General features: G+C 58.3%; 12 protein-coding genes. 11 read left to right on the forward strand and 1 reads right to left on the reverse strand.

Annotation, left to right across the window (positions count from 1 at the left end; translation table 11 throughout):
• The first annotated feature begins 145 nt into the window (after nt 1-145).
• From ACR0B3_RS03935 to ACR0B3_RS03945, 3 genes are all read left to right on the forward strand, one after another.
• On the forward strand, nt 146-1,327 hold the full coding sequence (locus ACR0B3_RS03935; protein ID WP_480807917.1) for an ammonium transporter: 1,182 nt from the start codon (nt 146-148) through the stop codon (nt 1,325-1,327).
• A 140-nt stretch (nt 1,328-1,467) separates the two neighbouring features.
• Nucleotides 1,468-2,145 (forward strand): orotate phosphoribosyltransferase, encoded by a 678-nt coding sequence (locus tag ACR0B3_RS03940; protein WP_480807918.1) that lies wholly within the window; start codon nt 1,468-1,470, stop codon nt 2,143-2,145.
• A gap of 201 nt (nt 2,146-2,346) precedes the next feature.
• Entirely contained in the window at nt 2,347-3,837 is a 1,491-nt protein-coding gene (locus ACR0B3_RS03945) for a replicative DNA helicase (protein ID WP_480807919.1), read from the forward strand.
• A 3-nt stretch (nt 3,838-3,840) separates the two neighbouring features.
• Here the strand turns inward: ACR0B3_RS03945 and ACR0B3_RS03950 are convergent, their stop codons facing one another.
• Entirely contained in the window at nt 3,841-4,380 is a 540-nt protein-coding gene (locus ACR0B3_RS03950) for a GNAT family N-acetyltransferase (protein ID WP_480807920.1), read from the reverse strand.
• Nucleotides 4,381-4,631: 251 nt separating this feature from the next.
• On the opposite strand from ACR0B3_RS03950, the gene alr reads away from it, so the two are divergent.
• The 8 genes from alr (at nt 4,632) to ACR0B3_RS03990 (ending at nt 11,192) form a co-directional block, all read left to right on the forward strand.
• Nucleotides 4,632-5,666, forward strand: coding sequence for an alanine racemase (gene alr, locus ACR0B3_RS03955; RefSeq protein WP_480807921.1), 1,035 nt, complete (start codon nt 4,632-4,634; stop codon nt 5,664-5,666).
• A complete protein-coding gene (locus ACR0B3_RS03960; RefSeq protein WP_480807922.1) occupies nt 5,663-6,445 on the forward strand; it encodes an MlaE family ABC transporter permease in 783 nt (260 codons plus the stop codon). Before alr ends, ACR0B3_RS03960 begins: the two co-directional genes overlap by 4 nt.
• Nucleotides 6,442-7,188 (forward strand): ABC transporter ATP-binding protein, encoded by a 747-nt coding sequence (locus tag ACR0B3_RS03965; protein WP_480807923.1) that lies wholly within the window; start codon nt 6,442-6,444, stop codon nt 7,186-7,188. Before ACR0B3_RS03960 ends, ACR0B3_RS03965 begins: the two co-directional genes overlap by 4 nt.
• Nucleotides 7,189-7,234: 46 nt before the next feature.
• Nucleotides 7,235-7,633, forward strand: a complete 399-nt coding sequence (locus tag ACR0B3_RS03970; RefSeq protein ID WP_480807924.1) for a hypothetical protein — start codon at nt 7,235-7,237, stop codon at nt 7,631-7,633.
• Nucleotides 7,634-7,720: 87 nt separating this feature from the next.
• Nucleotides 7,721-8,173: a paraquat-inducible protein A gene (locus ACR0B3_RS03975; protein ID WP_480807925.1), complete on the forward strand. Its 453-nt coding sequence runs from the start codon at nt 7,721-7,723 to the stop codon at nt 8,171-8,173.
• 144 nt (nt 8,174-8,317) lie between these two features.
• Nucleotides 8,318-9,094 carry a DNA repair protein gene (locus ACR0B3_RS03980; RefSeq protein ID WP_480807926.1) on the forward strand — a complete coding sequence of 259 codons (777 nt, stop codon included), beginning with the start codon at nt 8,318-8,320 and terminating at the stop codon, nt 9,092-9,094.
• A 121-nt stretch (nt 9,095-9,215) separates the two neighbouring features.
• A complete protein-coding gene (gene radA / locus ACR0B3_RS03985) occupies nt 9,216-10,580 on the forward strand; it encodes a DNA repair protein RadA (RefSeq protein ID WP_170718720.1) in 1,365 nt (454 codons plus the stop codon).
• A 39-nt stretch (nt 10,581-10,619) separates the two neighbouring features.
• On the forward strand, nt 10,620-11,192 hold the full coding sequence (locus ACR0B3_RS03990; RefSeq protein WP_170683643.1) for a CvpA family protein: 573 nt from the start codon (nt 10,620-10,622) through the stop codon (nt 11,190-11,192).
• Nucleotides 11,193-11,736 lie beyond the last annotated feature (544 nt).

The following is an 11,736-nucleotide window of genomic DNA, read 5'->3' on the forward strand; positions in this document are numbered from 1 at the left end:
AGTTGACAAAAAGCCGCCAAAACAGGCGACTTTTTGCACCTCTGCCTCTTTTTTCCCCGACATAGCTCGGCTTCAACCCGCCGCACACCACTCACGACGCGTGGGGTTTACATGCCCGGCGCCCTCAGGGAAAGGAGAGCGGCCCATGAACGGAGCCGATACAGCGTGGATCATTGTGGCAACAGCATTGGTCCTGTTCATGACATTGCCGGGCCTTGCCCTGTTCTATGGCGGGCTTGTTCGTGCCCGAAATGTACTCAGCGTGTTTATGCACTGCTTCTCGATTGCTTGTTTGATGAGCATTCTGTGGTTGGTCGCTGGGTATTCGATCGCCTTTGGCCCGGGTGAAAGCGGCCTCTGGGGCGGGCTGGGCAAAGCGTTCCTGAACGGCGTAGATGCTGACAGCCTTGCAGGCACCCTGCCCGAGATCCTGTTCTTCGCGTTCCAAATGACCTTTGCCATCATCACTCCGGCGCTGATCGTCGGCGCATATGTAGAACGCGTCGGGTTCGGGTTCGTCCTGACATTCTCGGCCCTCTGGATGCTGCTGTGCTATGCGCCAGTGGTTCACTGGATCTGGGGTGGCGGCATGCTAGCCGACGGCGGCATTCTGGGCGAGATCGGCGTGCGCGACTTTGCAGGTGGGATCGTGGTGCACGAAACCGCCGGTTTGGCAGCGTTGATCATTGCGATGGCCCTCGGCCCGCGCCGCAATCGCACGACTCCCCCGCACAATCCCGGATACGTGATGGTGGGTGCGGCGATGCTGTGGGTCGGTTGGTTCGGCTTCAATGGCGGCTCGCAACTGGCCGCTGACGGAGGCGCCGCAATGGCCATAACCGTGACGCATCTGTCTGCCGCGACCGCTTCGCTGACATGGGCCCTGTGGGAACGCATTCGCTTTGGCAAAGCCTCGATGGTTGGTCTGGTCACCGGTACCATCGCGGGCCTGGCCTCGATCACACCCGCGTCGGGTTTTGTAGGTCCGGTTCAGGCGCTGATCATCGGTGCCGTTGCTGGTATCCTATGCCAAGAGGCCGTCAATGTGATCCGCAACAAGCTGAACATCGACGACACGCTGGACGTCTTCGCTGTGCACGGCGTCGGGGGCATCTTTGGGACGTTGATGATCGCGCTGTTTGGCTTGGGCACCTGGACGGCACAGTTGGGCGGGCTGGTGATCGTGGGTATCTTTACGGCAGTTGTCACATTTGTGTTGATCAAGATGGTTGCGCTGATCACTCCGCTTCGCGTAGACGCCGAGACCGAAACAAACGGGCTCGACCTGTCGGTACACGGAGAGCGCGCCTACGACATGAGCAGCTAAGCCCACCTTGGCGCTCTGACGCCCGCAAGGGCAAAGCGGACCTCTTGGGGGTCCGCTTTTCTTTTGGTCAGCCCTCTCGACTCTGGACCTGACGTCGGGCTATCAGCCTGCGACACCCTTTCAGCCCAGAGGTTTGCACCATGATCCCCAGTTCTTTCCCTGACAGTACCGAAATCGCTCGCCTGACCGCGCGGATGCTGCTGGAGATCAAGGCGGTTCATTTCAACTCGCGCGAGCCGTTTACGCTGGCGTCGGGTCTGCCCAGTCCGACCTATATCGACTGCCGCAAGCTGATCTCATACCCGCGTATCCGCTCGACCTTGATGGATTTTCTGACCGTCACCGTGATGCGCGAAGCCGGGTTCGAAGGGTTCGACAACATCGCAGGCGGTGAAACGGCAGGTATCCCGTTCGCCGCCATGGTCGCGGAACGCATGGCCCTGCCCATGACCTATGTGCGCAAAAAACCCAAAGGATACGGCCGCAACGCCCGCATCGAAGGTGCGATGGGCGAAGGCGAACGGGTTTTGCTGGTCGAGGATCTTACGACCGATGGCGGCTCGAAGCTGTCCTTCGTCGATGCAATCCGCGAAACCGGCGCGACCTGTGGCCATACGGCGGTGATTTTCTACTACGGTATTTTCCCCGAGACTGAAAAGACGTTGGGCGACCATGGCGTGAAGCTGCACTCCTTGTGCACCTGGTGGGATGTTCTAGCCGAGGCAAAGGCGCAAAAGGCCTTTGACGAAGAAACCCTTAACGGTGTCGAAGCATTCCTGAACGACCCGCGTGGATGGCAGGAAACTCACAAAGCCTGACGTTGCGCAAACTGTTTTCAGAACGGAAACACTAGCCCTCGGGCCAGTAGTTCCATCCGCTAGATGTTGACGAAAGGCTGCCACATCCTTCAATATGATGGGGCAGTGAGATATGCACAGCATATCCCCAGAAAACATACAATTTGCGCCGACTCACGGCGCTGCGCTATGGCGTTTGTCCAAGGGACATAGAGAGCAGCAATGAACGAGATCAGCAGTATCGAACAGGCCGCCGCACAGATTCAGAATCCGGAAACAATGCCGCACTCGATCGAGGCCGAGCAGCAGCTATTGGGCGCTATCCTGACCAATAACGATCTGTATGACCGGGTCGCCTCGATCATCGGGGCCGAGCATTTCTATGATCCGGTCCACGCCCGCATCTATGAGGTGGCGGCCGCGCGCATCGCCAAGAATGCGCTGGCTTCACCCGTGACCCTGAAATCCTTCATGGCCGAAGATGACGGTCTGAAAGAACTCGGCGGTCCCGCCTATCTGGTCAAGCTGGCCGGAGCCTCGATCAGTGCCTTTGCTGTGCATGATTATGCCCAGATGATCTATGACCTCGCCATTCGGCGCGAGCTGATCCGGCTGGGTCGCGACATCTCGGACAAGGCCGCGCGGGTCGAGGTCAGCAGCGAGCCGAAAGAACAAATCGTCGAGGCCGAGCAACAGCTCTATCAGCTATCCGAGCAGGGCCAGACCGAACAAGGTTTCCAATCCTTCCTCAAAGCGGTCACAGAAGCCGTCAACGTCACCAACGAGGCTTACCAGCGCGGTGGCGGAATGGCAGGGATTTCCACCGGTCTGGCCGATCTCGACAAACAGCTTGGCGGCCTGCACCCATCGGACCTGATCATTCTTGCCGGGCGCCCGTCGATGGGGAAGACCTCGCTGGCGACCAACGTGGCCTTCAACGTCGCCAAGGCCTATAAGCGTGGGCAGAAACCGGATGGTAGCGAGGGCGCGATTGACGGCGGCGTGGTCGGGTTTTTCTCGCTGGAAATGAGCGCCGAGCAGTTGGCAGGCCGTGTTCTGGCCGAGGCATCGGAAATCTCCAGCCACAAAATCCGTCAAGGCGACATGACCGAGGCCGAGTTCCGCCGTTTCGTGGACGCCGCCAAGGAACTGGAAGCCTGCCCGCTGTTCATTGACGACACTCCCGCCCTACCAATCTCGCAACTCGCAGCGCGCGCGCGGCGGTTGAAGCGAACCCATGGGCTGGACCTGTTAGTGATCGACTATCTTCAGCTTTGCCGCGGAATGTCCGACAACCGGGTCAACGAAATCGCTGAGATTTCGATGGGCATGAAGGCTATCGCCAAGGAACTGAACATTCCCGTGATCGCCCTGTCTCAGCTGTCGCGTCAGGTCGAAAACCGTGACGATAAACGCCCGCAATTGTCAGACCTGCGGGAATCGGGCTCGATCGAGCAGGACGCCGACGTAGTCATGTTTGTATTCCGCGAGGAATACTACAAAGAACGCGAAAAACCCGGCGACCATGAACTGGAAAAGATGGAAGAGTGGAAGCAGGCGATGGAACGCCTGCATGGCAAGGCCGAGGTCATCGTCGGCAAGCAGCGCCACGGCCCCATCGGCACGGTTGAGCTTTCGTTCGAGGCCCAGTTCACCCGCTTTGGCAATCTGGTGAAACCCTGGCAACAGGACGGTCAGATCGAAGGGTACTGACCCTTACCAAAGCTCGGGCTGGCTCAATGCCTCGACACAGCGAGACGCACCATTCAGCGGCGCATCCCCGCGTTCCGACAAGGCTTGCCCAAGCCAGCCATGCGGATGGCTCAGCGGCAATGGCGCTTGCGCGAAAGCCTCTGTGATGGGCTGGAAACCAGTTTTGCAATAGTAGTTCGGATCGCCATAGGTCAGTACGTAATCCACACCGTCCTCACGCAGTTTTTGCAGGCCGAATTGGATCAGCCTCTGCCCCACACCCGATCTTTGCCGGTCCGTCCGAACGGCCACAGGTGACAGGATAAAGACCTGTCGGTCATCTTCGGCAAAACGTATTCGCGAGAAGATGATGCAGCCCAAAAGCACCTCACCGTCGCGCGCTGAGAAAACATAGAAATCGTCCTTTTGAGGCGTCGCCAACATGTTCCGTGTCAGGGTTTCAATCAAAGCGCCTTCTTCTGGGCCTTCCGAAGCGGCGAAGACCTCGCGAAACAGGTCCACGATTTCAGCCTCTTGCTGTGCATATCCCGTTACGAACTCCATGTGACCTCCGATACTCGGGCAGCAACGCAGCATTTTAGCCGCTTCATATCCAAGAACGATACGCCCGGATTGCCGCGTTTAACACCCAAGTGAATACAATCTGAAGCAAAGTATCAAAACGCGACAAACTGCCAGAATCCCTCAATTTTTAACGAATCCAGTCTGTTTCTGCCGTCCAACGCCATAAAACCAAGGCCCAAACACCTTTTTCCCTCTTGACGTCGCAAAGTGCAGTGGCTTGAACAAAAGCCATGACGACGGCACATCTTACCATAAATCTGCACGCGCTTACCCAAAACTGGCGCGCGCTCGACGCGAAAACCAAAGTCGAAACCGGCGCGGTGGTCAAAGCGGATGCCTATGGGCTGGGCGCCGAGCCTGTCGCCTGGGCTTTGGCCGAAGAAGGCGTGCGCAAGTTTTTCGTTGCCGCCGCTGAAGAAGGTGCAGTTGTTCGCGAGGCGGTAGGCCCCGGACCCTTGGTCGCTGTGTTCTCGGGCCATATGGACGGTGATGCGGATCTGCTGCGCAAACACGAGCTGACGCCCCTGATCAATTCAGCCGAGCAATTCAAACGTCATCGCGAAGCCCTGCCCGCTCACCAGTTCGGTATTCAGCTTGATAGCGGTATGAACCGCCTTGGCCTCGAACCGGCGGACTGGGCCGAGATACGCCACGAAGCCCTTGCGTTGGACCCGCTGGTGGTGATGTCACATTTGGCCTGCTCGGACGAGCTCGAGCACCCGATGAACCGGCAGCAACTGCAGACGTTCAAACAGATGACCGACGGTGTCGACGTGCCCCGCTCATTAGCCGCAACAGGCGGTACGCTGCTTGGGTCAGAGTTCCATTTTGACTTTTGCCGCCCGGGGATTGGTCTCTATGGCGGGATGCCGTTCGCGGGGGCCAAACCGGTCGTCACCGTTGATCTGCCCGTGATTCAGGTGCGAGACGTCGCCGTGGGCGAGACTGTCGGCTATGGCAACAGCTGGACCGCGCGCCGCCCGTCAAAGATTGCAACCGTTGCTGCGGGGTATGCCGATGGGCTGCATCGTGCCATCGGAGGCGGCATCGACACATTCGCTGGTGATCAGCCCTGCCCAGTGGTAGGACGTATCTCAATGGACCTGATCACCGTGGATGTGACTGACTTGCCGTACAAACCTGATCGCCTGCGTATCCTGAACGGACACCAAACCGTCGATGATCTGGCCGAGGCCGCCGGAACAATCGGCTATGAAATCCTGACCTCGCTCGGCAACCGCTATTCGCGGGGCTACGTGGAATGAACCCCATCTCATTGCTGGGTGAGCTGGGGCGGACCATCCTGAATATGCTGGCCGCATTTGGCCGCGTCGCGCTGTTTGCGCTCGACGCATTTTCGCATATTTTCCGGCCTCCATATTATCCGCGCGAGTTTGGCATCGCCCTGCTAAATATCGGCTGGTTGTCTCTGCCTGTGGTTGGCCTGACCGCCATCTTCACCGGCGGCGCGCTTGCACTGCAGATTTATGCAGGCGGTGCGCGTTTCAACGCCGAAGCCGTGGTCCCACAGATCGTCGCCATCGGCATGGTACGTGAGCTTGGGCCGGTTCTGGTCGGCCTGATGATCGCCGCCCGCGTGACCTCCTCGATCGCAGCCGAGATCGCAACTATGAAAGTGACCGAACAGATTGATGCTCTGGTCACGCTATCCACGCATCCGATGAAATACCTCACCGCTCCGCGCGTACTGGCGGCGCTGATCACAGTGCCCGCGCTTGTCGCGGTTGGAGATATCATCGGCATCGCAGGCGGCTACACCGTCGCCACGCAAAATCTTGGCTTCAATCCGGCGGCCTATCTGAAAAACACCGTCGATTTCCTTGAAGCGCGAGACATAGTTTCGTCACTGGTCAAAGGCGCCGCCTTCGGCGTCATCGCCGCCATCATGGGCTGTTATTACGGCATGTCTTCGGGCCGTGGCGCACAAGGCGTGGGCCGCGCTACCAAAGGCTCGGTCGAGGCCGCCGCCGTGCTGATCCTCGCCGCCAATTTCGTTCTTACAGGGGTGTTCTTCTCGCTATGATCCGGATGGAGAACGTAACGAAAGCCTTTGACGACAACCACGTCCTGCAAGGCATGAACCTTGAGATTCCCAAGGGCACCTCGATGGTCATCATCGGAGGCTCGGGTACGGGCAAATCGGTGGCGCTGAAATGCATCCTCGGCCTGATCAAACCCGACAGCGGCATGATCTATGTCGACGGCAAAGACGCCCAGAAAGGCGACCGCGATGCGTTCCTGGCCCGCTTCGGGATGCTGTTTCAGGGCGCGGCGCTGTTCGACTCGCTGCCCGTCTGGCAGAACGTCGCCTTCCGCCTGCTGCGCGGCTCATTGAAACGCCCTGCGGACGAGGCGCGCGAAATCGCCATCGAGAAACTGCGCCGCGTGGGCCTTAAGTCCAACGTCGCCGATCGGTTCCCGGCAGAACTGTCGGGCGGGATGCAAAAGCGCGTCGGCCTCGCCCGCGCCATCGCCGCCGAGCCCGAGATTATCTTTTTTGACGAACCCACAACGGGCCTCGACCCGATCATGTCCGGCGTCATCAATGATCTGATCCGCGAAATCGTGACCGAGATGGGCGCCACCGCGATGACCATCACCCACGACATGAGCTCGGTCCGCGCCATTGCCGACAACGTCGCCATGCTGCACGGAGGCGTGATCCAGTGGACCGGTCCGGTCGGACAGATGGACGCCTCGGGTGATCCCTATGTGGAGCAGTTCATCAGCGGGAGTGCAGAGGGGCCGATTGAGGCGGTGCGCTAACTCTTAAATTAACAGTTGAATTGGCGACTAGAACCGAGTCGAAACAATGGTTTTCTTGATTGCAGTGCTCTTATTTCTTCCAATTTCAGCTGCATGGGTCGCTGTAACGCTAGGAATGAAAATCAGGGATAACTCCACACACAGAAACGTTGGTCTGATCCTGATTTGGACGCCTTTTTTTTGCTGTGCTTGGATACTGCTATCGATAGTCGTGATATTTAACGCAGCAAGCTACCCAGAAAGCTTTCTAGAAAAGATGTTGAGCGGAAATTGGCTGGAAGCGGTAGTGATCGGACCGGTTTTTTTCAGCGCTGTCGCGACAATTGGTGCCGCTGCATTCGCCATCTCTGAGAGGCTTTACTCAGTTCATGCCTTCATGACCATTCTCTTGTGTATACCGGTTATTCGATTGTTTTTTGTGTGGTCAGCAGAATTATTTGGCTGATCGGTCTTGGTCATTCAAGGTTGCACCAATCAGACATGACATTGAGTTTCTACTTGGATTCCTGACATCTCTAACCAATCTAAGCATATGCTCCGCCTCGCCACCCTCTCGCTCCTGATCCTCTACCCCATCGCGTGGTTCGCCCCGCTGATGCGCGCCGGTCTCCTCCCGATCTTCGGCCTCAGCGAAATCAGCGTCATCACCGGGCTCCAGTCCTTGTGGAAATCCGACATCTTCCTCGCGCTGATCGTCACCGTCTTCGCCCTCTTCGCGCCTTACATCAAAACCATCGGCACCGCGCTGATCCAGTGGAACCTTCTGGACCCGCGCGTGCAACCTGCGCTCAACATCCTCGGCAAACTGGCGATGGCCGATATCTTCCTCATCGCGCTCTACATCACATTGGCCAAAGGCATCTCATACGCCACCATCGAAACCGCATGGGGTCTCTACCTGTTTACCGGCTGCATCATTGCTTCGTTGACCTTAGGTCATATTACAGAGATGACATTTGGATCACGAAACCTCAGACCTAATTGATTGAAAACAGATTTCTGAGTATCATCTTAATATTTCGAGCAGTAAAGTTTGTAGTTTTCGGGTCCGCAGCGGATCACCTTAAGTCTGTTATTTCCTCCGCTTCCGGCCCGGTCCAGTACCGGTTGAAGAAGGAGAACGACGATCATGGCCGCCCTCCACACAATAACATTGCAATTTCAGAATGCATTATTAAGACTGACTTTTTTCCTGATCTGCGCCGCAGCGTTGTTCGCGGTGACGACCACCATTTTATCCGCGTTTGGCATCCTCCCCTGGCTCTCGTTGCAGGCCGGTCTCAGCAACGGAACAACGGTTGACGCGGGCATCTACGTCCAGGTCGGATTGACCGCCCTGATCCTGATGCTGGCCTTCTATCTGCCTTCGAACGCCCGCATGATGGCGCTTGAGAATACCCATCGGAAGTTCACAATGAACATGCAGGACGTTGCAGGGGCCTATCAGGTCGCCCATGCCGCCGACCGCAGCGGGGCCTTTGCGCTGTCCTCCGAATTCGATGCGGTCAAGGAACGCATGGCCTTTCTGCGTGATCACCCCGATCTGCAATCGCTCGAGCCGCAGGTGCTGGAACTTGCCGCTCAAATGAGCCAAATCAGCCAGGAGCTTGCCGAAACCTATGGCGAGGCCAAGGTCACCCGCGCCCGGACCTTCCTGCAGCAACGGCAGGAAGAGATTGAGCAATTCCAGCATCGAATCGAAGATGCCCAGATCATCCAGCATGAACTGCGCCAATGGACCCGCGATATCGAGATCGAGGAATCCATCGCCAAATCCCAGCTCGCGCGCCTCAGGGACGAACTCTTTGACCTGCTGCCCGAGTTGTCGGCGCAATTGCAATCTTCGACCGACGAATCCAAACCTGCCAGCGTCGTCGCCATGACACCACCGCGCGCTGCGGAATAAGCGCTCTCAGCGCCCGCTGCGAAGGATGGCCCGAAGGGCCTGACGACGCGGCGCACTACCGGCGGTGAGGAAAGCCCGCAAGGGCTTGAAGAACCGCCCTTCCTCGGGCACGAAGGGCCACATGGCAAAGACACACTCCTTCTCCTGCTCGGCCTGCGGCGCCTCTCACACCAGATGGTCGGGCCGCTGCGATGCGTGCGGTGAATGGAACACTATCGTTCAGGAAGCACCGCTTTCGGCAGGACCTGCCAAGAAATCGCTCGGCGGCAAGCGCGGTCAATCCATCGCGCTCACCGACCTTTCGACCGAAGAAACACCCCCGCCCCGCACCTTGTGCGGGGTTGAAGAGCTAGATCGTGTCCTCGGCGGCGGCCTTGTCCCAGCATCGGCGCTGCTAGTGGGCGGTGACCCCGGCATCGGCAAATCGACCCTTCTGCTTCAGGCTGCTGCGCGTTTCGCGCGCAATGGAATTAAAACCATCTACGTCTCGGGCGAAGAGGCCAGCGCGCAGGTTAGGATGCGCGCGCGCCGCTTAGGTCTGGAAGAGTCGCCGGTGCAATTGGCCGCTGAAACCAACCTTCGGGACATCCTCACGACGCTGGAGGCGGAAAAACCCGGCCTCGCCATTATCGACTCGATCCAGACCATGTGGGCCGACAATGTGGACAGCGCGCCGGGCTCGGTCAGTCAGGTCCGGGCTGCTGCCCATGAACTGACCACGTTCGCGAAACGACATGGGGTATCGATCATCATGGTCGGCCATGTCACCAAAGAAGGCCAGATCGCTGGCCCGCGCGTGGTCGAACATATGGTCGACACAGTGCTCTATTTTGAAGGTGAACGTGGCCACCAGTTCCGCATCCTGCGCGCGGTCAAGAACCGCTTTGGCCCGGCGGATGAAATCGGCGTCTTCGAGATGACCGGCAAAGGGCTGGCACAAGTCACCAACCCCTCGGCCCTGTTCTTGTCGGAACGCGGCACACCCAGCCCCGGGTCAGCCGTATTCGCGGGCATCGAAGGCACCCGCCCCGTGCTGGTCGAACTACAAGCTTTGGTTGCCCCGTCCCCTCATTCTCAGCCCCGCCGCACGGTTGTGGGATGGGATAGCGGGCGGCTCGCCATGATCCTCGCAGTGCTTGAGGCCCGCTGCGGCATCCCCTTCGCAGGGCTCGATGTCTATCTGAACGTCGCCGGAGGGCTGAAAGTCAGCGAACCCGCCGCTGACCTCGCAGTAGCCGCCGCACTGCTGAGCGCGCGGGAAGATACCGCCCTGCCCGCCGATACCGTTGTTTTCGGAGAAATCTCGCTATCTGGGGCACTTAGACCGGCCCCACAGACAGAAAACAGGTTGAAAGAAGCGCAAAAACTTGGTTTCACAGCGGCAATTGCTCCGGCGGGTGGAAAAACCGGCACTGTGGCAGGTCTGACACTCACCCGACCCTCTGATTTGGTGGGGTTTGTTGGCGAAACCTTCGGAGCAGGTTAAGGTCGCGCCCTGAGGGGCAGAAACGAACAGGCGAGGGCCATGGAAGGTTTTACAATAATTGACGGGGTTGTGGCCCTGATCATCGTGCTGTCGGGCTTGTTGGCCTATTCGCGCGGTCTCATGCGCGAAGTGCTGGCGATCGCTGGCTGGGTCGCCGCCGCCGTTCTGGCATTCATCTTCGCACCGCAGGCCGTACCACTGGTCAAAGAGGTCCCAGTGGTTGGAGAATTCCTGCGTGATAGCTGCGAGCTTTCGGTCATTACCGGGTTTGCCGCAGTATTTGCGATTGCGCTGATCGTGGTCAGCATCTTCACACCGCTCTTTTCGTCGCTGGTGCAGCGTTCCGCGCTTGGCGGGCTGGATCAGGCGCTTGGCTTCTTCTTCGGCATCGCCCGCGGCATCCTGTTGGTTGCCATCGCATTCTTTGTCTACGACACGGTGATGACCGGTCAGTCTTACACCATGGTCGATGAAAGCCGCTCGGCCAAAGTGTTCGAACAGTTCAGCGGACAGATCGAAGAACAAAACCCCGAGGCGGCACTGGGTTGGGTCACTGCTCAGTACGAAGCACTGGTTGCAAGCTGCACCGCCGACAACGCTTCGGAAGGTTGAAACAAAGCGGTGTTTTAGAAGAAAGCCCGGTCTCAGCCGGGCTTTTTCGTTTTTGGCATGTAATGGCTAAATGAACCCTTCGCCACCACAGATATTGCACCTGATTGTCTTCAGGCCGAAACACCCGTCACACCGACTTGAAACCGGTTTACCGTACTGATCGCGGCTCTTGATTACTTCTCCAGTGCCCTTGCAGATCTCGCAGGGCGCACGCCCTGCCCCGCGGCACCGATGGCACCGCCGCTTGACCGGTTGTTCCTTTGGAGAGTTCTGCTTGTGTTGCCACATGGCTGCCTCCGGTCCAAACCTGCTGGCGCATATGATCCTAACGCCTGAGAACAATGACAGCACAGGTCGTCCATTTTGTCATTAGTTACCCGGCTCACGCAGGAATTTGGCCTGCGTCAATTCACGATTGTGATCCTTTGATGACACGCGCGACATTAGGCAGTATGTGGGGGCCGTACCGACATGGAATCGGAGCCGCCGACCTTGCTGTATCTGTTTTTCTTCGCACTTGCCGTGCCTGCGCTTGTGCTTCTGT

It is taken from the genome of Ruegeria sp. CE9 (assembly GCF_056537425.1).